This is a genomic window from Clostridium pasteurianum BC1 (assembly GCF_000389635.1).
GTDB classification, from domain to species: domain Bacteria; phylum Bacillota; class Clostridia; order Clostridiales; family Clostridiaceae; genus Clostridium_I; species Clostridium_I pasteurianum_A.
In genome coordinates this window covers 1,113,599-1,138,868 of the sequence record NC_021182.1, presented here as the reverse complement: position 1 = coordinate 1,138,868, position 25,270 = coordinate 1,113,599, and the positions used below count along the sequence as shown (strand labels likewise).

The 25,270-nt window shown below is 29.5% G+C and carries 33 protein-coding genes; 5 read left to right on the top strand and 28 right to left on the bottom strand.

The genetic code is table 11. The features are described 5' to 3' along the window. Positions 1-20 precede the first annotated feature (20 nt). Together CLOPA_RS05260 and CLOPA_RS24835 are read right to left on the bottom strand one after the other, a co-directional pair. Complete coding sequence (locus CLOPA_RS05260; protein WP_015614430.1) at positions 21-722, bottom strand: 4Fe-4S double cluster binding domain-containing protein; 702 nt, start codon at positions 720-722, stop codon at positions 21-23. Positions 723-854: 132 nt separating this feature from the next. Further along, positions 855-968: a homocysteine S-methyltransferase family protein gene (locus CLOPA_RS24835; protein ID WP_155241872.1), complete on the bottom strand. Its 114-nt coding sequence runs from the start codon at positions 966-968 to the stop codon at positions 855-857. A gap of 468 nt (positions 969-1,436) precedes the next feature. On the opposite strand from CLOPA_RS24835, the gene CLOPA_RS05255 reads away from it, so the two are divergent. Continuing rightward, entirely contained in the window at positions 1,437-2,513 is a 1,077-nt protein-coding gene (locus CLOPA_RS05255) for a PTS transporter subunit IIC (RefSeq protein ID WP_015614429.1), read from the top strand. Positions 2,514-2,848: 335 nt separating this feature from the next. Here CLOPA_RS05255 and CLOPA_RS05250 read toward each other — a convergent pair whose 3' ends face one another. The 12 genes from CLOPA_RS05250 to CLOPA_RS05195 all read right to left on the bottom strand — a co-directional run bounded on the left by CLOPA_RS05250 (position 2,849) and on the right by CLOPA_RS05195 (position 11,353). Continuing rightward, positions 2,849-3,091 carry a hypothetical protein gene (locus CLOPA_RS05250; protein ID WP_015614428.1) on the bottom strand — a complete coding sequence of 81 codons (243 nt, stop codon included), beginning with the start codon at positions 3,089-3,091 and terminating at the stop codon, positions 2,849-2,851. Positions 3,092-3,096: 5 nt separating this feature from the next. Continuing rightward, positions 3,097-3,576 (bottom strand): hypothetical protein, encoded by a 480-nt coding sequence (locus CLOPA_RS05245; protein WP_015614427.1) that lies wholly within the window; start codon positions 3,574-3,576, stop codon positions 3,097-3,099. A 280-nt stretch (positions 3,577-3,856) separates the two neighbouring features. Further along, the gene (locus CLOPA_RS05240) at positions 3,857-4,240 is read right to left on the bottom strand and encodes a VOC family protein (protein WP_015614426.1); all 384 of its coding nucleotides are present in this window, start codon (positions 4,238-4,240) and stop codon (positions 3,857-3,859) included. 114 nt (positions 4,241-4,354) lie between these two features. After that, positions 4,355-4,915: a cysteine hydrolase family protein gene (locus CLOPA_RS05235; protein ID WP_015614425.1), complete on the bottom strand. Its 561-nt coding sequence runs from the start codon at positions 4,913-4,915 to the stop codon at positions 4,355-4,357. Between the two features lie 86 nt (positions 4,916-5,001). After that, positions 5,002-5,367 carry a winged helix-turn-helix transcriptional regulator gene (locus tag CLOPA_RS05230; RefSeq protein WP_015614424.1) on the bottom strand — a complete coding sequence of 122 codons (366 nt, stop codon included), beginning with the start codon at positions 5,365-5,367 and terminating at the stop codon, positions 5,002-5,004. Between the two features lie 238 nt (positions 5,368-5,605). After that, positions 5,606-6,268 (bottom strand): class I SAM-dependent methyltransferase, encoded by a 663-nt coding sequence (locus CLOPA_RS05225; RefSeq protein ID WP_015614423.1) that lies wholly within the window; start codon positions 6,266-6,268, stop codon positions 5,606-5,608. Between the two features lie 107 nt (positions 6,269-6,375). Continuing rightward, positions 6,376-6,864 (bottom strand): GNAT family N-acetyltransferase, encoded by a 489-nt coding sequence (locus tag CLOPA_RS05220; protein ID WP_015614422.1) that lies wholly within the window; start codon positions 6,862-6,864, stop codon positions 6,376-6,378. 38 nt (positions 6,865-6,902) lie between these two features. Beyond that, positions 6,903-7,400: a hypothetical protein gene (locus CLOPA_RS05215; protein ID WP_015614421.1), complete on the bottom strand. Its 498-nt coding sequence runs from the start codon at positions 7,398-7,400 to the stop codon at positions 6,903-6,905. Between the two features lie 118 nt (positions 7,401-7,518). Further along, positions 7,519-7,860, bottom strand: coding sequence for a DUF6054 family protein (locus CLOPA_RS05210; protein WP_015614420.1), 342 nt, complete (start codon positions 7,858-7,860; stop codon positions 7,519-7,521). Positions 7,861-8,043: 183 nt separating this feature from the next. After that, complete coding sequence (locus CLOPA_RS05205; RefSeq protein ID WP_015614419.1) at positions 8,044-8,895, bottom strand: DMT family transporter; 852 nt, start codon at positions 8,893-8,895, stop codon at positions 8,044-8,046. A gap of 165 nt (positions 8,896-9,060) precedes the next feature. Next, on the bottom strand, positions 9,061-9,726 hold the full coding sequence (locus CLOPA_RS05200) for an ABC transporter ATP-binding protein (protein ID WP_015614418.1): 666 nt from the start codon (positions 9,724-9,726) through the stop codon (positions 9,061-9,063). A 217-nt stretch (positions 9,727-9,943) separates the two neighbouring features. Next, the gene (locus CLOPA_RS05195) at positions 9,944-11,353 is read right to left on the bottom strand and encodes an MATE family efflux transporter (protein ID WP_015614417.1); all 1,410 of its coding nucleotides are present in this window, start codon (positions 11,351-11,353) and stop codon (positions 9,944-9,946) included. A gap of 692 nt (positions 11,354-12,045) precedes the next feature. On the opposite strand from CLOPA_RS05195, the gene CLOPA_RS05190 reads away from it, so the two are divergent. Beyond that, positions 12,046-12,426, top strand: a complete 381-nt coding sequence (locus CLOPA_RS05190) for a MerR family transcriptional regulator (protein WP_431602566.1) — start codon at positions 12,046-12,048, stop codon at positions 12,424-12,426. Between the two features lie 105 nt (positions 12,427-12,531). Here CLOPA_RS05190 and CLOPA_RS05185 read toward each other — a convergent pair whose 3' ends face one another. The 4 genes from CLOPA_RS05185 to CLOPA_RS05170 all read right to left on the bottom strand — a co-directional run bounded on the left by CLOPA_RS05185 (position 12,532) and on the right by CLOPA_RS05170 (position 16,815). Continuing rightward, complete coding sequence (locus CLOPA_RS05185) at positions 12,532-13,233, bottom strand: pirin family protein (protein ID WP_015614415.1); 702 nt, start codon at positions 13,231-13,233, stop codon at positions 12,532-12,534. 529 nt (positions 13,234-13,762) lie between these two features. Beyond that, positions 13,763-14,497: a hypothetical protein gene (locus tag CLOPA_RS05180; RefSeq protein ID WP_015614414.1), complete on the bottom strand. Its 735-nt coding sequence runs from the start codon at positions 14,495-14,497 to the stop codon at positions 13,763-13,765. Positions 14,498-14,955: 458 nt separating this feature from the next. Continuing rightward, the gene (locus tag CLOPA_RS05175) at positions 14,956-15,912 is read right to left on the bottom strand and encodes an FAD:protein FMN transferase (protein ID WP_015614413.1); all 957 of its coding nucleotides are present in this window, start codon (positions 15,910-15,912) and stop codon (positions 14,956-14,958) included. A 189-nt stretch (positions 15,913-16,101) separates the two neighbouring features. Further along, positions 16,102-16,815 carry an NAD-dependent epimerase/dehydratase family protein gene (locus tag CLOPA_RS05170; RefSeq protein WP_155241871.1) on the bottom strand — a complete coding sequence of 238 codons (714 nt, stop codon included), beginning with the start codon at positions 16,813-16,815 and terminating at the stop codon, positions 16,102-16,104. A gap of 75 nt (positions 16,816-16,890) precedes the next feature. On the opposite strand from CLOPA_RS05170, the gene CLOPA_RS25890 reads away from it, so the two are divergent. Both CLOPA_RS25890 and CLOPA_RS25885 read left to right on the top strand, forming a co-directional pair. Continuing rightward, positions 16,891-17,400: a helix-turn-helix domain-containing protein gene (locus CLOPA_RS25890; protein WP_051115610.1), complete on the top strand. Its 510-nt coding sequence runs from the start codon at positions 16,891-16,893 to the stop codon at positions 17,398-17,400. Then, on the top strand, positions 17,318-17,974 hold the full coding sequence (locus CLOPA_RS25885) for an IS630 family transposase (protein ID WP_051115609.1): 657 nt from the start codon (positions 17,318-17,320) through the stop codon (positions 17,972-17,974). The genes CLOPA_RS25890 and CLOPA_RS25885 overlap by 83 nt, the downstream gene beginning before the upstream one ends. A 4-nt stretch (positions 17,975-17,978) precedes the next feature. Here CLOPA_RS25885 and CLOPA_RS05160 read toward each other — a convergent pair whose 3' ends face one another. The 9 genes from CLOPA_RS05160 to CLOPA_RS26605 form a co-directional block, all read right to left on the bottom strand. Continuing rightward, positions 17,979-18,266 (bottom strand): NAD-dependent epimerase/dehydratase family protein, encoded by a 288-nt coding sequence (locus CLOPA_RS05160; protein WP_041710806.1) that lies wholly within the window; start codon positions 18,264-18,266, stop codon positions 17,979-17,981. 409 nt (positions 18,267-18,675) lie between these two features. Then, on the bottom strand, positions 18,676-19,053 hold the full coding sequence (locus CLOPA_RS05155) for a hypothetical protein (protein WP_015614411.1): 378 nt from the start codon (positions 19,051-19,053) through the stop codon (positions 18,676-18,678). A 465-nt stretch (positions 19,054-19,518) separates the two neighbouring features. Continuing rightward, on the bottom strand, positions 19,519-20,604 hold the full coding sequence (gene tnpB, locus CLOPA_RS05150; RefSeq protein ID WP_015614410.1) for an IS200/IS605 family element RNA-guided endonuclease TnpB: 1,086 nt from the start codon (positions 20,602-20,604) through the stop codon (positions 19,519-19,521). Positions 20,605-20,613: 9 nt separating this feature from the next. Then, the gene (tnpA, locus tag CLOPA_RS05145) at positions 20,614-21,012 is read right to left on the bottom strand and encodes an IS200/IS605 family transposase (RefSeq protein ID WP_015614409.1); all 399 of its coding nucleotides are present in this window, start codon (positions 21,010-21,012) and stop codon (positions 20,614-20,616) included. A 229-nt stretch (positions 21,013-21,241) separates the two neighbouring features. Continuing rightward, complete coding sequence (locus tag CLOPA_RS05140; protein WP_015614408.1) at positions 21,242-21,718, bottom strand: GNAT family N-acetyltransferase; 477 nt, start codon at positions 21,716-21,718, stop codon at positions 21,242-21,244. Beyond that, positions 21,715-21,837, bottom strand: coding sequence for a hypothetical protein (locus CLOPA_RS26420; protein ID WP_015614407.1), 123 nt, complete (start codon positions 21,835-21,837; stop codon positions 21,715-21,717). The genes CLOPA_RS05140 and CLOPA_RS26420 overlap by 4 nt, the downstream gene beginning before the upstream one ends. A gap of 101 nt (positions 21,838-21,938) precedes the next feature. Next, positions 21,939-22,235, bottom strand: coding sequence for a VOC family protein (locus CLOPA_RS23600; RefSeq protein ID WP_080648279.1), 297 nt, complete (start codon positions 22,233-22,235; stop codon positions 21,939-21,941). A 267-nt stretch (positions 22,236-22,502) separates the two neighbouring features. Next, a complete protein-coding gene (locus CLOPA_RS05130) occupies positions 22,503-22,931 on the bottom strand; it encodes a substrate-binding domain-containing protein (RefSeq protein WP_278246049.1) in 429 nt (142 codons plus the stop codon). A 328-nt stretch (positions 22,932-23,259) separates the two neighbouring features. Further along, positions 23,260-23,433, bottom strand: a complete 174-nt coding sequence (locus CLOPA_RS26605; RefSeq protein WP_347460072.1) for a VOC family protein — start codon at positions 23,431-23,433, stop codon at positions 23,260-23,262. A gap of 164 nt (positions 23,434-23,597) precedes the next feature. Between CLOPA_RS26605 and CLOPA_RS23595 the strand changes: the two genes are divergently transcribed. After that, a complete protein-coding gene (locus tag CLOPA_RS23595; protein ID WP_015614406.1) occupies positions 23,598-24,722 on the top strand; it encodes an IS4 family transposase in 1,125 nt (374 codons plus the stop codon). A 192-nt stretch (positions 24,723-24,914) separates the two neighbouring features. Here CLOPA_RS23595 and CLOPA_RS05115 read toward each other — a convergent pair whose 3' ends face one another. Further along, positions 24,915-25,100, bottom strand: coding sequence for a hypothetical protein (locus CLOPA_RS05115; RefSeq protein WP_015614405.1), 186 nt, complete (start codon positions 25,098-25,100; stop codon positions 24,915-24,917). Positions 25,101-25,270: the final 170 nt, after the last annotated feature.

Below are 25,270 nucleotides of genomic sequence, written 5' to 3'. Positions count from 1 at the left end.
CAAATCTCTCCTTTTTTAATTTAATGACTTTTTCTACCATAAGGACATACGTATAAACACATGCCACATACAGGCACTTGTCCATTTTCTTCCATCTCATTAAAATATCTATCACATTTTTTTACATCAAATCTTTTTTCACGTGCTTCACCCTCGCTATAATTTCTTCCAAGCAAAGCTCCCTTTGGACATATTTTTACGCAAGCCATACAGTTTCCACATCTTTGCTCCAGCTTTTCTCCTATAACCTGTAATGGTGCATCAGTCAGTACACTTACCCATCTTACTCTTGGTCCATGTTTGTGAGTAATTAACAAACAATTTTTTCCTATCCAGCCAAGACCAGCTAACCTTGCTGCAATTTTGTGTGAAAAAGCTGCATTTATATAATCACTATTCACTCGCTCTGCTGCTGATATGGGTAAGGCTCTATATCCATTTTTCATTATATATGAAGTTATTATGGAGGCTATATTGTCTAATCTATCATTTATAACCTCATAGCAATGATGATATTCTAATTTAGCAATGTTATCAGACGGATTATTCAAATAATCAACAATGGTAGATGGAAATACTATTCCCATTGAAATAACTCTAGGATATCCTTTTACAAGTTCCCCTCCATATTTCATGACATCAGCCTCATATTCACTTATATCTGCAACTCCATAATAGTCAATCATAAAATTATTTAATATTTGTTGTATATCATCTTCCAAAGAAATACCTCCCTTGTGATTTATCATCTCTAATTGATCATAAATAAGTTGAAATAATATTTTTATAGTGCAGACTTTTCCTTATATCCTCCATAAATTTTATGCATTGCTTTTCTTATCATGATTTTCAGTTTAATAAGAAATAATATCGTTTAACTTTCTTGCAATTTCATTCATATGCTTATCATTTGTACCGCAGCAACCACCAAAAATCTTAAAATTAAAGTCTTTATATAATTTTAACATATCATCTTGATTTATAAGTATTGTATTTTCAGTTTAGTTTTCCATACATTGTATCATATTACTTTCTATTCTTACAAAATATATCTAATTTCTTTATAAATTCATCACTTTAATTGATAATAATATTACAAATTACTTTACAAAATTACAAAAATTGTGTATAATTCATATTTGCAAATATGAATTTACATATTATTAATATTTACAATTAAATGTTAATAATATATTGAATTTTAACTTTAAGTAGTCAAATAATCTAGCAAAATATTTATATAATTTAATTTACTCATAAAAAGTCTTATAACTAAACAATTATTTATAAAGACTACTTACTAAATCTAAATTTAATGCATTTATGAACTATTGTATTAATATTAAAATAAATCTTAAATTCTTGAGTATTTATAATTTTTTTAATATATACTATCTATTTTTTTATACCCATAAAATTAAGAGGAGATGTATGCAATGGATAATGTAAACACCGCTGATGACAAAGTAGTAGATAAGCAAGAATCTGTACAAGAAAAAAATAAGGAGTCAAAAAAAGATATAGCTTATAAAGTAGCAGCCGGAATTGCAAATGCAATACTGGTTATGCTTGGAATAGGACTTCTTTGCGAAACCATAGGAAAATTTATTCACTGGCAAGCCTTCATAGGCATAGGTACCATCGCAAAATCAATGCTTGCACCTGCTATTGGAGCTGGAGTTGCCTATCAACTTAGTGGAAATACACTTATTATATTCAGTGCTATGATTGCATCGGCAGTTGGAGCCAATGCAGTTCATTTCACTCCTGCTGGACTTACCTTCGTATCCGGTCAGCCAATTAGTGCAGTATTAGCAGCTCTAATAGCAGTATATGTAGGAAAAGCAGTAGCAGGAAAAACGAAACTGGATATGATGGCTATACCCTTTGCTGCAGTAGTAGTTGGAGGAGTTGCAGGACTTGGACTTGCTGCAGTAACAACACCGGCGCTTAACTGGCTTAGTCAGCAAATTGCACACTCAATAGAGATATCACCACTTATTGGCTCAGCAGTAATTTCTCTTACATGGAGTATTCTTCTAATGTCACCAGCCTCCTCTGCTGCAATAGCAATTGCACTTAAACTTGATCCGGTATCAAGTGCAGCAGCACTTATAGGATGTACTGTTCAGTTTGTGGGATTCACTATAATGTCCTTTAAGGAAAATGATGCAGGTGCAAATATAGCACAAGGTCTTGTAACACCAAAGGTACAATTCCCCAACTTAATCAAAAATCCAAAGCTTGTAATTCCAACATTTTTAGCATCACTAATATGCGGTCCTATAGCAATAGTTCTATTTAAATTCAGTGCTTCCTATGAGCTTGCAGGGCTTGGACTTAATTCATTAATTGCACCACTTAATATTACAGCAACACAGGGAGTAAAAGGACTTCTTATTTATATTTTTACAGGTATAATTCTTCCCTCTGCAATAATAATGCCTATTTATTTTGTAATGAAAAAATCAGGGCTCATAAAAGATGGAGACATGCATATGGAAATTCAATAAAAGGCAAATTATGTGATTTGTTTTTTATATAGCTCACCTGAAATTATAAAGATAATATTATATTGATTTTGGGTGAGTTATATTTTTTTCTTCAATATAAACTTTTAAGAATATCTCTTGTGGTGTCCAAAGGAATTCACCTATATCTTCTTTAAGTTTATAATAAAGTTCATCATCACCTTTTGAAAAGCCAACTAAAGGGGAATCCCATGCCCTTTCAATTATATCTGCACCTAATGAATTATTTGTTGACTTATTAACAAATTTATATTACAGAAAACCTAAATTTGACGCAGTTAAACTAAAATAGATGCACAGTTAAATGCACATCTATTTTATAAATTATTATCTATAAAGTTTTTCATTTCTTCGACATTAGTAAATTTTAAAGAGTGTGCAATAGAATTAGCTGTTCCTGGTTTTAAAATATCATTATCTTTGTGATAATCAAATTTACAAGTACGATAAATCCCATCTTTACCTATGCCACCGTAAATAAAGCTACCTTTTCTAAGCGGTTTCATATTAAAATATGCAAGTAATCTTTTTATTTGTCCCATGTTAAAACGTATCGGCATAATTCTTATAAACCTATCTCTTTCTTAAGTCTTTCTCTATCACCATCACAACGAATTAGCTTTAACATATAAACTTGTTTTGATATGCTCTCTACCTGATTAAACAAGTCAATTTTATCTATATAAATATCTATATATTCTAAAATGCTATCTATAAGATTTTCTTTTGCTTCTTCTAAAGTATCACCTTCGCCATACATATCAATTTCATTAAGAGCTATAGTATATCCCCCAACTTCTTCACCTAATTCTATAATTGGATCAATTTTTAGAAATCCCATCAAGTAATCTATATATAGTGTTTTTATATGACTTACTTCTTCATCCACTTTAGCATTCTTATTTATACCTTTAAAGGTTACCAATTCTAATCCTTTCAATGCTGCACTATTAAGATCGCTATAATATCTCTTTGTATCTCTAATATTAAATTTTCTCCTAATTAAAGCTTCCATGTTATCGCCACCTTTTATTATAGTTTTCATCTTTTCACCCCCATTATAATGTATGTAGTTACTGTAGTCAATGTAACTACATATATTATTTTATCCATATTTTATTATGTCATTCTATTTAAATTTATTTTGTAAAAATTAACTTATTGGTACTATTTAAATGAGGTGATGATGTGAAAATTGGATACGCTAGGGTAAGTACTGAGGAACAAAATTTAGATAGGTAAATAGATATTCTAAAACGGCCCAGTTCCAGTTACACCAAAGAGAAAGAGTACTAATGTTTAAGATAAGAATATGCTTAAATTAACTACTTTATATCAATTATATTTCCATCTTTGTCCGTTACATATCTGCCTTTTGTCATATCAAGTATAACATATTTATTCGACCACTTATCTCTTACAACAGCACATTTTCCAATTGGAATATCAAATGGTCCGTAAATAACTTGTCCTCCGGATTCTTTTATTTTTTCTACAGCTTTAATAACTGACTCTACTTTAATGTCAACATTCATCTTCTTTCTTTCATTTTGTAAAAGAATTTCTGTAAAATCATCTTCCAAACCCATTCCAACAGAAGTGTCATTCTTCCATAATACCTTTAAACCAAGCTTAGAATAATAGTCCACACCTGCTTTTAAATCTGGTACATACAGCTCTATACAATCTATGCATTTTAACAATCCCATTTCCTTTATCTCCTTATTTTATAAATAATTATCCCAGTTCCCTACCACAGGACTGTTAAAAATTTACGAACTATTATTTATTCATCTATATAAAAGTTCAAACAAATACTCATACTAAAGGATTAAATCAACTATTTCTAAAAACTTATCTGTCTGCATCACTTGTGCAAAAACACCATTAAGCGAAGCCATAAACGTATTGTGTACTATTTGAGCGGGGATGGCAGTGCCATGCCAAAGCAAATCTTTCGTAGTACACGCATCCTCAAGCACTGTCACCAAAAATCCTAAATCATGCGCTGCTCTGACCGTTGTATCAATGCACATGTGACTCATCATGCCGCAGATTACAATATGGTGGATATTATTCTGAAGTAGTTCCTCTGACAAACCAGTCTTCAAAAATGCATTGGGAGTATGCTTAACAAAAACTTTTTCACCAGCTTTTGGTAGAACACTTTGGTGTATTTCCGCTCCTGTGCTATTGGGCAAAAAGAAGGTTGCCCCCTGTTGAATGCTGATATGCTGAACGTGATATACTGCTAAGCCATTCATTCTATAGAAATCCAATGCTTGTTTTGCATATACTACTGCCTGTTTAGGAAGATATAATTCATTTTTTCCACATTCAAAATAGTCATTTTGAATATCAATTAAAATAATTGCACTTTTCATTTATTTACCTCCAATCTTTATTGAAATTATAACGTCCACTGATTGAAAGGTAAATTACCCACTTTTTTGTTTGTATAGATCATCTTTTATTTATAACAAATACCTTTTTTGTCAAGGAAATCTGTTAAGCCATGTTCCACCATATAGTCAACACCAATTTCTTGCATAATGTTTATAGCCTTCAGCATCTTCATACCCCTATCTGCTGTAAGGTAATATTCTACATGCAGAGGATATCCTTCAAAGTTATGTTTTCCTACTAAACCGAATTCCTGCAATTCTTTTAATTGCTGTAACAGCATCTTTTGGTTAATTCCTTCAATGTCTTGCTGTAATTTGGATAAAGATGTGTTGCCATATTGGAGCTGAAAAAGGATAATGGCTTTCCATTTCCCCTTTATAATGTCATGTGCAATTTCTAAAGGACAAGTATAATTATCTCTAATCTTCATTATAATCCCTCACAGTATAAGATTGCTTTTGTTAAATAGCATGATACTTCAATTTATTTTGCATTTTTTCAATACATGAATTTTCATTCTAAGACTGACTATATAATATTGACAACTCCGGAATATCTTCAATTCTCATTTTTCTTATTATCATTTTTGAGCACCTTTCCAATTATATAAATAATCTTCGTAATATCTTAAAAGCTTCGTATTATTGATTTCTCATTTTGCCTATATACTATTTTATTGAGATAACCACAAATGCTTTTATAGTGTGTTTATTTCCATATTTATCATTAAAATAATAATCTATCGGAATTATATTTATTTTTGAAAAATTTGAATATAATTCTTTTAGTTCCTCAGCAGTAGAATAATGATGTGGTATATTCTCTTCGCCCTCAACATTATTAATGAAAGTATCTTTTTCTATCGCCTTACCTTTACCATAATTTTCATCATCTATTGAAACATAATCAATAACCACTACCCCATTAGGTTTTAATACTCTATATATTTCATTTACATTTTCACGGGAATCCTCTAATGTCCCATGCCCAGTGGTCCATAAACATAAAATCCCATCAAATGAATCATTATAAAAAGATATATTTCTCATATCATGTTGTTTAAACTCAATATTACTCAAATTCAGTCTTTCAGCCTTTGATCTAGTTATTTCTAATCCTGTTTCAGAAATATCGGTAGCGTATATCTTAAATCCCCGCTCCGCAAGATATATTGAATGTCTGCCTGTACCACATCCTAAGTCCATTATATTTTTACAATTATTTTTTCTAAAAATATCTGCAGCTACTCTTGCAGTTGGTAGTACATCAATTTGAACTTCACCTTGGTCTTTATATATTTTATCCCATTCTTGTTCCCACTTAATCTCCATTATTCTCACCCTTTTATTCACATTTCTCACTGTAATTATAGATATTGTCTCTACTATAACTATGTAATCTTACATTAATTTAATAGCTAAATTTCCAAGTATATTTTCTAATAAAGTGTTTTGAAGTATATGTATATATCTACAACTTCATTATTATTTCTTGTAAATGCACTACTAACTTGTCCTATACGATTGAAGCCTAAACTCTCCCATAAATTTACTGAAGCAATATTAGTTGAAACTATAGAATTAAACTGTAGTGCTTTATACCCACATTCCTGTGCAACTTTTATAGAATGTTTACCAAGTATTTTCCCAATTCCCTTTCTGCGGAACTCCTTTGTTATGGCATAAAGTGCATTAGCTATGTGATTTCCTCTTCCTGGAAAATTATCATGCAGTATGTAAAATCCTATTACTTTTCCATTGTATTTTGCACAATATACTGCTCTTTGATTAAATAATATTTCGGAAATTTTACTATTAGAAAAATGTTCTCTCCAGAAAAAGCTCTCTCCCTCATCAATAACTTCATTCCATATATATTTAATGGAGTTTATATCTTCTTCTTTGAATTTCTCAATAATTACATTCATATGTTATTCACCTCAGCTAATTAAATAAATTTCGTAAGTTATTCAAAATACTCATTTCCAGCATTCTTATTTAATAATCCATTAACTCTGGGCCATTTTCCCGTTTCACTAATTGTAGAAGAATTTATAATTCCAATATGACACATAAAATGACGATATTGTCCTAATACTAAGGCTAATCTGGTATATTCACATTTTTCAGGTTTTTCGTACAACATATCATCTGTTAATTCATTCAAATATTTATTAATCTTAATTTTTATACCATCAAAATACTTAATTAGTTCTTCTCTAGTGAGGCTTGTATCACTTTTAATATCAAGAGAATTAAGATTCTCCTTGTGAAAAGCAGGCTCATCATATATTTCTGGATTAATAAACCATTGATCCAGAGAATGAAGTGTATGATACAAATGCTTCCAAATAGGCATTTCACAGATAATGGCATTTAAGTTACAAGTGTATAATGTTATTGTCATGTTAGAGAACATGATGTCAGTTTGTTCAATAATGGTGTTAATTAATGCTTTTTCCATTGCTATCCTCCTATTTAGTTCATATTATCTTACAAAGTTCAATATCTGTCTTTAAATCGTATCTAGTATTATAATAATTTTTAGAGATTCATTAACTAAATAGATATAAAAATATTTATCAGTTACTATATTCAGATAGAATATTATTACTTAGTATATTTTCTACTTCTCCCATAAAGCTATCACCTGCTCCCCAATCAAAGTTAAAAAATATGCCTTCTGAACTTGCTGTGGATATTACTCTCACCTTTGTATTATCATCAAAATTATCAGCAATAACAACTAAAGCAACTCTATTTTTTACTCTAAAGAAATACTTTTCAAAAACTAATGTTCCTATATATTTTTTATCCTGGACTTCATGAAACTCTTCATGTATAAGATCAGCATCAATATTATTTTTAATTTTACTTAAGACCTCATCTGGTAATATATTTACTATTAAACCTTTTTTATTCATTTATTTTCACCATCCAAATTCATCTATTCAACAAAAATTAAATCAGAATTAATTCTAAATTAGCTTATGTGGAAATTATAACATATTTTCCATATTTCATATAACTATTTTTAGGCAATATAATATACTTTTAATATTTTATATCTATCACATAATCAGGTTACTTCCCAGGAATAATATACTTTATTTAGACTTAATAGTTGAGTAAAAGACAGTACCTAAAATAACAATTCCTCCTAAAATTTCTCTCAATGTAGGTACTTCTCTCAATAGAAAAGCAGCAAAGATAATACCATAAACTGGTTCAAGGCTGGAAATAATTCCTGCTGTTTGCGTTTTAATATTTTTTAATCCTTTTATAAATAATGAATGAGAAACCCCGGTAAAAACCATACCTAAGAGTATGAGTAATAATATATCTTTAGTTTGAAAAACAGTTTTTTGCAAAAATAAGAAAGGAATTAGTACAATTGTTACCACAAGCTGTTCATAAAAAGCAATTACGGAGCTAGAATATTCTTTTACACATTTTCTATTGAGCATTGAAAGAATTGCATATGCAAAGCCAGATAGTATTCCCCAAAGAACTCCTTGAGTTAAATTATTACCTAATTGAAACTTTGGAATTACAAGCACTACTCCCAGAAAAGTAATAATTGCAATTACAATATCTGATAATTTAATTTTTTCCTTGAAAAAACATGGTTCAAGAAAAGTAACGAAAACAGGAGATGTAGAAAAAGTAAGTAGTCCTATTGCCACTGTAGAAATCTGAATAGATTTAAAGAAAGCACTCCAGTGAATTGCTAAAATTACTCCCATCACTATCAAATAAAAATAATGCTTTTGTTGTTTTAGTTTTATGTCTTTCTTAAGATAAAGCATTAAAATCAATAAAAAAATACTTGAAAAGAAAACTCTGCCAAGCACAATTATTATTGATGGCAGTGAGAGTAATTTCCCAAATAAACCCGATAGACCAAATAAAAAAACTGCTAAATGAATTTCCATTAAACTTTTAGTATTTTCTTTCATATAATAATCCCCTTGCTTCATGCATAGCTTGTCTTGCTTATACTTAACATATTAATTTTATACTTGAAAATACTTAAAGAACAAGGGCTAATTTTAAACTCACAGGAAAACCTATGAGTTTAAAATTAAAATGTACTAAATTATTATAGAAAATAATAAATGAATTTATTCTGGTAAGAACTTTCCGTCTACCATTTTTATTATTCTTCTTCCATACTGTGATATTGATAAATCATGGGTTATAAGCACAATTGTCTTTCCCATTTCATTTAAATTTACTAAAACATCCATTATTTCTTTTCCGGCTTTACTATCCAGATTACCAGTAGGCTCATCAGCTAATATAATATCAGGTTCACCTACAATGGCTCTTGCAATAGCTATTCTCTGCTGTTGTCCTCCTGATAATTCATTAGGTCTGTGATTAATCCTATCTATAAGTCCCACACTTTCAACAGCCTTAATAACCCTTTCATGTCTTTGTTTATTATTTATTCCTCTATACATAAGTGGCAACTCTACATTTTCAATGGCAGTAAGTTTTGGCAGCAAATTAAAATTTTGAAATATAAATCCTATTTTACTATTTCGTATTTCAGCTAATTTATCATCACTTAATTTTGCAACATTGATATTATCTAAATAGTATTCTCCATCATCTGGTACATCTAAGCATCCAAGTATATTCATCAATGTGGATTTTCCTGATCCTGAAGGTCCAATAATAGATACAAATTCTCCAGCATCAATTTTTAAATTTACATCTTTCAGTGCATATATTTTCTCATTTCCTAAAGTATAGGTCTTACTTATATTTTTCAACTCAATCATAATCCCTACCCTCTCACACATAATTATTGTAAACGTTATTATAGTATATGATTGTATTGGATATTATGATGCAACTAATTTGTTTAATTAATAAGAATATATCTCATCACTGAATTATAATCATATTCAATATATACTATATAATTTATTACGCAACTATTCAGGTCTTTACAATAAAACATCTTGATTATATGGCATTATAATTATTGCATTAACCCTAATTTCTGTCAGATTGATTTCCTTTATTTAAAGTAAAACTGTATAATGAACTTTTCTCTGATACGGGAACTGCCTTACTTGATCCCTTCAGCTTTTTCATGGTTATATAGTAAGCAATTCCTAATGGTATGCATGAACCAATCCATGCCAAAGGATTGGCAAGAGAGACACCTGCAAAGCCCAAATGCTTTGATATAATAACAGCTGCGAAGGTTCGCATACATAATTCCATTACCCCTGCTAAAGTAGGTGCAAAACTCTGCCCCAGCCCCTGCAGGCTATATCGATAAACAAAAAGTAGTGCTAACAGGAAATACATTGCCCCATTGATATTTAAATAAATTTGTGCAAGAGAGACTACTTGCGGCTGACCATTTCCGACAAAGAGTCTTATCATCCACTGACCGGCCAAAATATTAATTGCACCAACAACAATACTAAATCCTACTGATATGATACTACATTGCTTTACACCAATATGAATTCTCTTAATTTTGTTAGCTCCATAATTTTGGGCTACATAGGTGGCCATAGTGATACCAAATGACATCATGGGCTGAATGGCAATTATATCAATTTTTTGTGCTGCAGTATATGCGGCTACAGATACTTCCCCTAAATTATTCAGTGCAAATTGAAGAATAATAGCACCAATAGCAATAATAGAAGCCTGAAATCCCATAGGTATTCCCACTCTTAAATGCTCCCAAAGAATTTCCTTTGTCAAATACCAATCCTCCTTGTGAAGTTTCAAAATAGGCATTTTTTTTGTGATATATATAAGACATAATATTGCAGAAAATGCCTGGGATATTGTAGTTGCCCAGGCAGCGCCGGAAACTCCCATGGAAAATTTCAAAATCAATATAAAATCTAAAATGATATTTAAAATACTGGCAGCAATTAAAAATAGCAGAGGTGTTCGACTATCTCCCAAAGCTCTGATAACATTAGAAAACAAATTAAATAATACTGACACTATAATGGCCCAATAAATTACAATGATGAAATTGTAAGCATCTTCTATAATCTCTGCCGGCGTATGCATTATTTCCAAAATAGGTCGTGCTAATATAACACTGACAATTGTAAGTACTATTGTAATTAACAAACTCAGTATAATACTTGCCGCATAGCTATGTCTTACTCCCTGCTCATCTCCAGCTCCAAAACGCTGAGCAGTGATTATGGAAAATCCAGAAGTTATTCCCTGTGCAAACCCAATTATAAGGAACATAATACTTCCTGTACAACCCACTGCCGCCAAAGCATTTACCCCAAGGGTGCGTCCCACAATTAGAGTATCAGCTATACTGTAAAATTGCTGAAAAAGATTTCCAATCAGTAATGGTATTGTAAAAAAAATGATCAATTTAGCTGGATTACCCTTTGTTATGTCTCTTATCATAAGAACTACCTACCTTTATATATAATATTTGAAGAATTTTAATTATAACTGAATCCATATAATCTATCTACATGGCATTTCTTCTGTAAATCAGCCAATACCCTAACAAGATTCTTAGTTACTTTTGCATTAGAATTTCAAAATTATTTAGGCACATCAAAATAGACTAGTATCTCACTAGTTATTTATGATGACTTATTTCTATCAGTTCTTGTAATCGTTTTATCAAATAAAATATAAAGTCCTTCTAATCTTTTAACTTTTACTTCTGTAATTATCTGATTTTATATCTAGCCCATGACTAGTGGCAGTAATACTCCACCTCCTAATGGTAGAGATAACAGCCACGCGTCTAGATAATTCATCTAAACTTGGTTGTGAGTATAATTCCCACCAAGTAAGATTTATTTATCATACAAATTATATATTAATACTTAAAGTTAACTTTAAGTCAATAGTTTTTTATAAATTTGTAAATACTTATAATCTTACAGCACTTTTTTCTACGCTTTAATATATTGACAATTTCATCTTAAAAAAGTAAGCTTTATATTATATGAAATCGTTATCCAAGTTTTTCTCTTTTTTTGCTTTCACAGAGTAAAAGCATAGAGCAAAATCTTGAAGATTTTAAATCGATCAAAATATCATGGGAATATTAGCTCAGATAGTCATATAATAAATTTTGGGAGATGAAAATAGTGAGTTATAGCATTTCGCAGGTAGCCAAAAAATTTCATTTAGAAGCATATACCCTCCGCTATTATGAGAAAGAAGGTATCCTTTCTCCACAAAAAACAGAAAAAGGCATTCGTTATTTTACAAACTCAGACTTAGAAGAACTTGAGATGATATGCTGTCTAAAAAGCACCGGTATGTCACTGAAAGATATAAAAAAGTATTTTGATCTTTGTGCAAAGGGAGATGAAACATTAGAACATCGTATGGAAATTTTCACATCTCATCGAAATCATATTCTACAGGAAATGGAACAACTTCAAAAACATCTTGAGAAAATTCAAAAAAAGATTCAGTGGTACAGTGGGTATATGAAATCTAGAAGAAAAAAGTAATATTTCATATATCCTTTATATACTCACTGAATCTTATAGTTTCCTTATGTCTTACATATTGTAAATAAGTTATCCTATGCCTCAGTTTATTTAAAACTTGAAGCCTTAATCTTGTTTCTTCATTTCTAAAACTAATATATGAGAAATTTCTTTAGCTTCAATTAAGATATCTTCTTCAACAATTTCCATTGCATCTCTATCATCTAATTTAATATTATTTACTTCAGCACTTCCTTCTATCTGAACTAAATATGCCTGTCTTCCTTCTTTTACCGGAAGGCTACTTTCATTTCCCTTATCAAGCTGCAATGAGTAAATATTAATATCCTGATTTATTTTTACAGGTGCATTTCCCTCTTTACTTGAAACCATATGAAGCCATTTGTTTCTTCTATCATTCCACTGGAATTCATGATCCCCATAATTCGGTTTATATCCTTCCTTATCAGGTAATATCCATATTTGCAAAAATCTTAATGTTTTATTTCCAAAATTATGTTCACTATGATATACACCTGTTCCTGCACTCATGTATTGAACAGAGCCACGGGTCAAAGTTTTTTTGTTGCCCATATTATCACCATGAGTAAGTTCTCCCTCAACTACATAAGATACTATCTCCATATCTCTATGAGGATGGGTATCAAATCCGGTATTAGCTTGAACCAAATCATCATTTATAACTCTTAAAACTCCAAAATTAATATTGTCCGGATTGTAATACTCCGCAAAAGAAAAATGAAATACACTTTGTAACCATCCTAGATTGCTTCTACCCATATTTTTGTTTTCTATTTTCCTCAACATACTTTTCACTCCTTTTGATCCCTATATACTATAGGATTTTTATTTATATTTACCTATCTTACCAATACTTATTTAATATATTTTATATATTAAGTTACTTTTTATAACTTTATTATTACATATGTATTATTAGTAGTCAAGATTTATTTTAAAAAAGTCCTCATATGTTTCTAAAAAAATATAAACAGATTTCTTAGTATCGGTATTTATGATACTAAGAAATCATTGTCCTTTAGGGTAAATCGTTATCTAGAGACATAGCCACTCTTTACTCCCACAGCTTTCGCAGAGTGCCATGGGAGTATTAGATGTCATAGTCATCGGATAAAATATCTTTCACCTGTTATTTATTCTCATATTCTTAATTTTTTATATACATCTACAATAAAAAAATCCCCTAAAATCAACAGGAGGTTTTCTATGATAAAAACATACACTTAACATATTGTAATGATTTCATTTTTAAGCTCAAGTATATTAATAAGCTAAAATTATGAATACACTTTCTTTTTTATCTAAAATGTTTCATCTATTTAGTTTTTACTGGATTTATTGTAGAGCAAGGAACATTAACTAAACATTTGCCACAAACATCTGATAAACCAATATCTGAATGAAATTTATCGTTATACAAACACATTTCATAGCATTTATGTCTATCAAAACAATCAACTCCTAAAGCATTATTCACACATCTGTCTACACATTTTTTACATATATTCATATGCTTATATAAACAATTCTCTCCATTTTTTCTTTTAGTAGGCTCTATTTTTAGCTCAGTTAAAAAACTGCCAACTCTTCCGCAGCATCCTTTGTCAGTAATCAGCATGTTATTTAATCCGAATTTTCCTAATCCAGCAATAAAAGCAACATGCCTGTGAGACCAGTTACTAATCAATTTTTTACTATCAAAATTATGTGTTGCTGGTATAATATTTGTTTTGTATCCAAATTGTTGTAACTCATCTTTAATAAAATTATTTAAATCCAATATCAGCTGATTAGTCTCTATATATGCTTTTGCCCAAATTTTTGAACATTCTTTTCCTTCTATATTACTTTTAACCACTGCTTCATCAAAAGGTATGAAATACGCTACTACTGTTTCAGCTTCTGGTAATAAGTCCTTAGGTAGTGCATGAGAAGGACTTACTGCATCTGCATAGGCTACCAAAGGTTCTTTCCATTTAGTTTGAACATATTTTATTTCCGAATAGTGTTCTACAAATTTTTTTATTATAGTTTGTACCTTATTATCCATTTTTGCCACCCTCTATCCATCATTGAATTTAATCCTATTAATCCTATTAATCCTTTATCATAATTATTATACTTTATATATGGCAAGTTGAGTTTGACTTTTAAATTTTTTCTATATTATATATATCAATATGGTCTTTTATAATTATTCATTACAGAAAGTCTTGATACCAATAAAGATGTTTTTGAATCGTTAAGTATAGTAACTTTTAGAGTTGTAGTTTAGAATTCATCAAAAGATATTCACTACTTCTTTAGTAGTATAAAATATAAAGAAATGTTGCAAATTCAATAAAAAAACAGCTGAATATCTATTGATTATCAATAGATATTCAGCCTCCAGTTTTCTGGTAAACTAGTGACACTTCTCGGGTCATTTTATAGCAATCTGCTATAATTAGTATGTTAATATTATTATATTCCTCTAGTTTTGTCAATATAATTTTTAAATAACTTCAGTTACAAAGCTGAAAAATCCGTACCCTCAAATAGAATAAAGTCTTTTCTTAAACCCTCAGTAACATAAATTTCTTTATCCTTTGTAATAAATATGGCCTCCATATCTTTGAGGCTGTTAATTAATTTCATACCATCTTCAAGTCCTAAAATAAAAATAGCAGTAGATAAGGCATCTGCTCCAATAGATTTTTCTGATACAATTGTAGCACTCATTAATCCCGAATTTGCAGGATATCCTGTCCTAGGATCTAAAATGTGATGATATTTTACATTATCTTTTTCAAAATATCTCACATAATCTCCAGAGGTTACAATTGTCTTATCAACTGCCTTTACAGCCCCCAGGCACTGCCCTCTTTCAAGGAGAGGATTCTGTATACCAACCTTCCAGGGTGTTCCATCAGGTTTATTACCTAAAACCAGAACATTGCCCCCAAGATTTATAAAAGCGGATTCAATTCCCTGCTGCTTGTATATTTCTATGGCTCTGTCTGCTGCATAACCTTTTGCTATAGCTCCAAGGTCTACACTTTCTCCAGTCCTTTCAAGCTTTGCCGTACCCAGTCCATTATCAATGATAATATCTTTATATCCAGTAAAGCTTAAAGCCTTGTCAATTTCTTCTTTAGAAGGTACTTTTGCATGATTTGTGAATATACCCCAAAGTTTAGCTATCGGTCCTACAGTAATATCAAAAGTTCCGCCGCATATTTCAGAAAAATATTTGGCTCTATTTAGAACATATAGAGACTCACAGCCAAGCTCTACTTCCTGCTTTCCAGCAGCCCTATTTAACTTACTTATTTCACTGGATTCAAGAAAGAAACTCATAAGAGCTTCTAATCTTTTCATTTCTTCCTCTACCTTTGTTGCAGCTATTTCTGCTTTTTCTCCAAAAACCCTTTGACTTATAACCGTTCCCATGCAAAAAGTTTCCATTTCGTAAAATTCACTCATAAAATTCTCCCTTTAATTTTATTTAATAAAATATTACTGCAAATCATTTACAAGTTTTAATTATCTTTACGAAAAATTCTGTAAATTAATCAAAATATATAAATCAACATTTTCATTTGAAATTAATACTCAACTGCATTTTTATTATATATTATCTAAGTAATCTGTTCAACAGTTGACTATAGTTAACTAAAAACAATTACTTCGTTTTTGAAATAATTCCTCTAATTCATCCACTTTTTCCATCATTTTTATATCATTCAAATTCGGTTTTCTTTCTATATACCATCGGTAGGCTCTTTCTAATCCTTTTTCTAATGAAATATTAGGAATATACAGTCCATCTTCTACTAATTGTTTTATATCCAGCATGTATGTTACATCTCTGAAAGGAAAATATTTTCTTGGTTCCAATTGTATCTGGTTTATATCTATTTTCTTTATAATAGGATTTTTTCCTAAAACTTCCCCACATTTTCTTATAAAGTATTCCCATGAAATAATTTCAGCATTTGTCACATTGTATATCTTTGAAACACTTTTGTTATACATTGCACTTTCAAATATTCTAATCAAGTCATCAATATGTATAAACTGAGTTTTGATATTATTTCCAAAAGGTAATGGAATTACTTTATTATTGCTAATTCTATCAAAAAAGTACCCTTCTCTATACAGATTATTGTTTTCACCATAAATGTAAGCTGGTCTAAAGATTAAGTAGGGAATTCCACTATTAATAATAAAGTCCTCTGCTTCTTTTTTATCAATGCCGTACTTTCCCCAGTTAGGATTTTCTCCTTTTTCAAAACATTCTTCCATGGCAATATTACTTGGCTTGTATACTGCTCCTGACGAACAAAATATATACTTTTTTAATCTACTATAGATATCCAATATCATAAATAAAGGTTTATGAATTTTTTATATAAAAGTCCAAATACTATAAGTAATAAATATAGTATTGGAGTGAAATATATGGCAATGCATTTAGTAGAAGTTAAAACTTTACACGGATATACAATAAATGAATTAAATGAAATAATTAATAGTTCAAAGAGTAAGTACACCAAATCTCTTTTGAGTGCTGTCATAATGAGATATAACGGAATTCATACTGATGATATTATGAAAACTATTTGCAGAACACGCGCATCTATAACTACTTATATTCATAAATGGAATGAATATGGTATAGATTCAATTATAGATAATCGTGGTGGTTCTGAAAGTAGTTTTACAGATGAAATGCTTCAGGATTTAAAGGACGTAGTCCTAAGTAAATCACCTGAAACCTTCGGTTTTATGCGTTCCAGCTGGACAACAGCCCTATTGACTCAATATATTAAAGAAAAATATGGCAAGTCTTATTCTGCAGAATGGATAAGACAACTACTAATAAGTCTTGGTTTTTCTTTTAAAAGAGGTCAATATAAACCAACTAAAGGAGATCCTTATTTGCAAGCTATCTTTAAAAAAAATAGCTGACTTACTACCTATCATTGAGAACACAGAGGACTCCGTCCTATATGTTGAAGATGAAACAGGAATAAGGATAGAATCTGTTAATCGCAGAAGTTGGAGCCCGGTAGGGCAATCCCCTATAGTTGAAAGTAATAACACACACGCAGGTTTCAACATTATTGGTGCTACAGAAATATCTAAGAACTATAATACTTTAATCAATATATATCCAGCAAAGCATTCCATTACTTCTATAGAAATGCTTGAGTTTTTAAAGCAACTTCTTGAGCAAAACAAAGGTAAGAAGATATTTTTAATATGGGACAATTACAATATCCATAAAGCAAAAAATATCCAAGAATTTGCACAGCTGCATAACGAAGAATTGTTTCTGATTAATTTACCACCATATTCTCCTATGCTAAACCCACAAGAAAACGTATGGAAATGGCTTAAAGATACATGTTTTCAGTGTAAAGCTCGAGAATCTATTGATAAATTTAAAGAATTTATCGAAAAACTATTTCTTCATTGTAATTCAGATAAAATGCATTCTATTATAAAACCTCTTGTTACTGCCAAAAGTTACTATAAATAATTTATTATTGAACTTGGATATCTATAGTATTAATTGAAGTTAACAAGGTTTTCACATCATCTTTTGTATATGCAGATATATCGAAAATGAACTGGTATTCTCTCTCTTTTAGAACCTGCTGAAGTTCATTTTTTGATTTTCTGTTACAAATTAGGTGTTCTCTAAATCCATTATAATCTATTAATTCAAAACCTCTTGTAAGGATGTCAACATTATATCCTTGTCCAATAAGATATTTTGCCAAAGAACTACTTACAAATGTTGTGCCACCCATAATTAAAATAGATTTCATTTCAAAACTCCTCTTTTTTATTCTTGTAAATACTTTAATAATTATTAATTCACACTATCTTACAACTGTTATACTATATGAGAATAGTATGTATCAATCTGATGTTAAGATTATACCAACCATTTGAGTTTAGTAATCTAACCTCATAATATGTTCACTACCAAATAGCTGACCACTAAAATAAAAACCAAAACTTTGAGCTTTTCTACTATGCTTCATTGATATAATAATTGACACTTGATTCAAACTACAAAAAGAAATCGTATTAATTAAAAGATTATGTTCAAGATCCCCTATAGTTTTTTCTCAAGTAAATAAAACAATCCTTTTCTCCAGTTTGCTTCTCCAATCTTTTGATATTCAAGTTTTTCATACATTTTTAAGGCATATGGATTTAGAGAAAAAGCATCTAATCTAATAGATTGTATTCCTTTTTCTGTAAAAAATTTTCAATCATAATCATTGTATTCTCCCCTATTTTTTGATTCTGATAAATTGGATTAACACATAATCTATGTACTACAGCAAACCTTTCATTATCATATTTCCAATTTCCATTTTTATATTGTACGTCAAATTCATTATTAACGACTACAACAGAAACAATTGTATTATCTTTAATTCCAACATACATTTGTTTTTTTAATATATCTTGTTCAAGAATTATATTAGTAGGGTATATTTTATCCCATTGGGGTATATTATTGTCATTCATTACATTAATTGCATTTCTAAAGATGTCCATGATTATATTTAAATCCTCAAGTTCTGCTTTCCTTATTTTCATAACCCCACTCCTTCTCATTATATAAATAACCTTTACTATGCATAAAATTACTGTTCTGCATAGATTTATATAATAATTATATCTTTAATTAAACAGCATTTCCAGATTTTATTTATGAAATAAAGAATGCATATATAGCCCTAATAACTATATTTAAATAAAAATAAATTACTAAGTAAAAATCAAAAAAACAATATAAAAATTGTAAATGAATGTGTCTATTTAATTTATGTATAAATTTTCATTTAATATATTTACACTAAATAGAAATAAAAAAAGGCATCACTGCCTTTTTAGTTAATAAATAATATTAGAAGATTATGAATCAACTTTCATATTTACTTAATAAAACACGTGAACTACCACCACTTATAGAAGTGGGTGGCTTCGTGGTCAATACTCCTACTGTAGCAAGTTTACCCACGCTATCAAGGTCGCTCCGACCTCTCTAACATATATCTTTTATTACATTGCTAGTTTTAGTAGATTTTTACTGGCATTTATATCTCTGTCCATTATCATTCCACACACAGGACATATATAAGTCCTGCAAGATAAGTCTTTTGTTTGGCTTGATTTATTTCCACAATTAGAGCATAACTGACTACTTGCATAATTTGATGGTGCTATTATTATTTCTCTTCCATACCATTCTGCCTTATATGCAAGCATTCTTCTAAATTCTGCAAAGCTTACATCAGCTATTGATTTAGCTAATTTATGATTTTTTATCATGTTACTTACTTTTAAGTCCTCAATGACTATAACTTGGTTTTCGTTAATTAATTGAGTGCTTACTTTGTGTAACATATCTTTTCTTTGATTAGTTATTTTTTCATGTAATTTTGATACTTTTATTCTAGCTTTTCTCCTATTATTACTACCTTCTTGTTTTCTTGATAGGTCTTTTTGAAGTTTAGCTAATCTTTTTTCGGATTTCTTTAAGTGTTTGGGATTCCTGAAAAATTCTCCATCACTTGTTATTGCAAATTCTTTTATTCCTAAATCTACTCCTACCTTTTTATCTGTTTTAGGTAGTTGAATGTTTTCGCAATCAGCTAATATGGATATATAATATTTTCCACTAGGCACTTGAGATACAGTGCAAGACTTAATTAATCCATTGAATTGTCTATGCTCTTTTATCTTAATCATAGACTTTAATTTAGGTATTTTTATATGACTATTTTCAATGTATACAGTGCCATTTTGATTATTTGTTGTGTAATTATTGGTATTGGTTTTTTTCTTGAACTTAGGAAATCCCATTGATTTATCTCTAAAAAAATTCTTATAAGCTTTATCCAAATTCATTTGAGCATTAGCAAGTGCTAAACTATCAACTTCTTTAAGCCAATCAAATTCATTTTTATATTGTGCTGGTGTAGGATATTTTATTTGCTTAATATCTAAATCTTTGTTTTCCTCATAAGATTTAATTCTATCTGCTAACATTTTATTATATACAAATCTAGTACATCCAAAAGTCTTAGCTAAATATAATTTTTGTTCTTCATTTGGGTATATTCTGAATTTGTAAGCTTTTAGCATTTCCACACCTCATTTCATTCCTTGATCTTCAATATACTTTCTAACTATATCTATTGGAGCACCTCCAGTTGTTATAAGGCAATAACTCCTACTCCAAAAATATTCTTTCCATAATTGCTTTTTTATTGATGGAAACTCTTTTTTTATAAGCCTACTACTGGCACTTTTATAAGCATTTAGGAATTTTGATATATCTGTGTTTGGTGAACCTCTAAATAATATATGTACATGGTCTTTATCATGATTCCATTCACCTGAAGTAATATTATATTTAGGGCATATATACTCGAATATTTCCTTTAGCCTGTTTGATATTTCACCATTTATTACTTTTCGTCTATATTTTATAACCAATACTAAATGATAATTTAGTAAGAATACTGAATGATTATTTGTATCTAAATTCATTTGTTTACCTCATTTATATATTTACTACTGATTTTAGAATACTTCATCTATACTAATTCGTCAAGAAGTTATTATTTTAGGTATCGAACCTAAAATAATAAGGGCTATCCATCTCCCTCTTATAGAAGATGGGAGAATTCCGCCCTTTTAGTTAAACAGTATTTCCAGATTTTATTTGTGAAATAAAGAATGCATAGTTATAATAACTATATCTAAAGGAAAATGTGAATTAACTTAAAACTAATTTCATCGGAATAAATTTTATTCCATTTACAACTTGCTCTACATCCGTTTCGATAAAATCCATACTTTTGTAAATTTCAACAGCATAAGGCGATGAATTAACTTCAATTTCACTAATTGAATCATCTATATTTTTAGATTTATCTAATGATATTTTCAGTAAATTTTTTGCTATTCCAATTCTTTGATATTCTTTTTTAACAAATAATAATGAAATATGATTTGCGTTTCTCACTTCAATAGCTCCAACAATTTCATCTTTATACAATGCCACAAAAGAATAGCTTATATTTTTCAACCGTTCTTTTAACAAATCTGGTTTTACATAATTGATAAATTCTCTAACTCCTTCATAGGGATATTCTGGTGCAATAAAGTGATTAAAACAATCAATTACTAATTTACAAACAGTATCTTCCTCCCCTGAATGTAGTTCTCTAAAAGCTATATGAGATTTAGTCATTTTTTTCTCCTTTCATTCTCAAATAGGCATGCTTCTATTCCATAAAAATCCTTTCTGAAGTTCCTATCAAATTTTTTATAATTGTATTTTCCATACATTCCAATCATAAAATTATTCATAATCTTTCCCCTTTATTAATACTTCTGAGAATTGTATTTAGTAAACTATATTAGAAGGTTCTGTACTAAATTAGTTCAATATTATATTTATTTGATATGAATTAATTATTTTTTACTATGCTAACAAAATTAACAATATTACAATCAGGGTCTCTAAACCAGAAAGACCTCGCTCCCCATGGATGTGTTGTTGGTAGCATAACAAATTCTACACCTAATGCTTTGAGTCTTTCATATTCTGAATCAACATCCTTTACTCTAAAGTTTATTGTAAAGCCTCCATATCCTACTCCACACATAGAATTATGGGCCATACTTTCCATCCCTTCTACAGAAAATATTGCAATATTTCCTCCATCAGTTTTCAATTCTGCATGGACATTATTACCATGTAAAATTCCGTCAGGGCAGAAACATTACTTGTGATAAGACATACTCCTATAAATTCCATTAAGAATTCCCCTTTTTGACTTCATATTTTTTTACTTTGATTCATAATTTTTTACTATAAATAAACAACTTCATATATAAATTTATGTTTTAGGATATAAAATTAAAATGCCTTATAGCTTAAAATAATGTTTAATTATGAAAGTGGATATCTATAATGAGTATTAATTTAATATAATAATTATAATTTATAGAAAAGGAATTATTAGGTTAAATTATATCTCTGCAACAATTTTACCCATCTCACTTGTATCATATCCACCTATATGTTCAAACTCATTCTTAAATGCATCTGATCGGATAATTTTCAGCAAGGTTTCAATCTCTGTAGTGTGCAGGTCTTCTTTTCTGATAACCAAATCATATCTTTCTTTCTGGAGTGGAATAAATTCTATGTTGTCCACCTGTCTCGCTATCTTTTCGCTACCTACTGCCACATCAGCCTTACCGCTGCTGACTGCACTGGCAACCGCTAGGTGTGACTGGGTTTCATTATCGTATCCCTTAACGGAGCTTCCATATATTCCAAGAAGTTTTAAATTCTCATCAAGCAGTACTCTTGAACCAGCTCCATATTCCCTGTTAATCATGGTAATATCATCCCGTCGAAAATCTGCCCATGTAGGGGTAGCATACGCAAAAATGATATTTCGTACGTTAAGAAAAGCATATCCCCATAAATGTAATTATTTAGCCTATAATATGCTTTTCTTAACAATTCAAATCTTTGAAATTCATTCCGCGAAAGTTTGCCAGAGTGCATAAAGTCAATGTACTACATTTGTAATATATCATATAAAACAATACATTTAAATGTATAATAAGAAAAAAGGCTTTAGTTAAACCTACTATAAGCCTTTATATATCAACGCTTTATGCTATTTTTACGAATGTAAGGTTTTATCTAAAATCGTACATTAGTTTAAGACGTAATTAATGAACATTGTGAAGAAAAACAACATCTGATTATGCTTATTTTACGCTTAGGCAAAATGGGTGACCCTCGGGGTCAAACATAGTAACAAAGCTATTCCCACCAAACTGGCTTTCTGCTTTGCAAGCTCCTAATGCTTCTGCTTGTAATACAGCAGTAAGCAAGTCATCTACTTGGAAACCAAAATGCATTTGTTTTTGCTGTTTGCCTATCTCCTCAGGCCAAACAGGTTTAACATCTGACGTAAGGACAGTAAAAAGAGAAAAATTAACATGGAATAAAGTAACATGAAAAAAAGGATAGAAAAAAACATAGCCAAGCCCTAAAATATAAGTTAAATTCGGACAAACAAACTTATAAAAAAGGAGAATTGGCTATGCTTAACAATCAAGAATATATTACCGCAGAATTAGGAAAAATGCTATATGAGATTTTACCCATATCATCCAAGAAACTAAAAAATTTAGTATATATTGTTTTGGGAATATTGTTATCAAAATCAGTTATAATCTCAGAAATATCAGAAAAGCTAAAGGATTACTATACAGAAGCCAATGAAGAAAGTAAAATAAAAAGAATTTATAGATTTTTTTCAAGTTCAACAATAAAGTCAGACTACCTATATTATAATTTTATCGATGAAATTATGATAAATTATATAAAAAGAAGTACCACTAATAAACTGGTTGTAATATTTGACCATACAACACTGGAAGATAAATTTTTAATACTTAAATTTTCGCTGAAAGTGGGAAAAAGAGCAGTTCCACTATGGTATAAAATATTTGAATATAATGAAAAAGATAATAAAAATTTCAAACATATAAAACAGGGAATAGAAGAGATTAAGGATCTTATAAGTTCATATAATTATGAAGTTGTATTGCTGGCAGATAGAGGTTTTAAGAGTATAGATTTATTTAAGTTTATAAATAAAATAGGATGGAAATATTGTATAAGATGTACCAATGATATGCTTGTAAATATAGAAGGGAAAGAAAAAATAAAATACCTTAGAGATATAAAAACTCTAAAAAAAGGCGTAAAAAAGTTTAATGGAATTTTACTAAGTGCTGAAAAATATAGATGCAATTTAGCAGTTTGTAAGGCAGAAGAAGCAGCGGATACCTGGTATATAGTAACCAATCTTGATAGTAAGAATGCTGTTAATGAATATAAGAAAAGATTTATTATAGAAGAAATGTTTAGAGATTTAAAATCCAGTGGCTTCAATATGGAAGATACATGGACAAACAGTCTTATATATTTTGAAAACTTATATTTATGCTTATGTATAGCATATACATGGATGATAATATTAGGAGCAGATTGTTCTAAGAATAAGAAGAGTAAGATAATAGGCGCAACTAAAAAGATAAGAAATAAAATAGTTAGAATATACAGCTTATTCAGCAGTGGATTGACATGGTTTAACAGATGTTATGATTCTAATAGAAAAAAATATGCCTTAAAATTTAATTTGATACTTTATGACATCTAATATGGCAAAAAAAGTAAATATATTCTTTAATAGTAAGGCACCAGTATACCCATTCTCTATTACATTAATTTCATGTTTATGATTATATTATCTTTATAAGCATATTATTGCATTATTACTATTTGGAAATATAATCTTGTAAATGATTTTTATGTTTATTATTCTTATTTAATGCAATTCACTGTCCGTAAGTCAGGGTTTAACATATTCAAAATCTGCTTCCATAAACAATAACTCAAGACCTAATTGGGTGCGTAAAGTTGCGCAATTACCCATTATACAAGAGTCCCCACCAAGAAGTTCAGTATAAAAATTACAGAGTCTAACTGCGTCTTTGCTGTCGATAGCAATATTGTTTATGCAAATCCCTTTTATCATTTATATAACCTCCTTATAATAGATAATATTAATTCGCCATTTATTACAGTTGCGACTTAATCACTAGAAAAATAATACCATTAAACACCATTTTTACAAACTAATACAGCCTATCTATATACATTTCATAATTTAAATAGAAATTATAGTTTGATGTTAAAACGATTTGC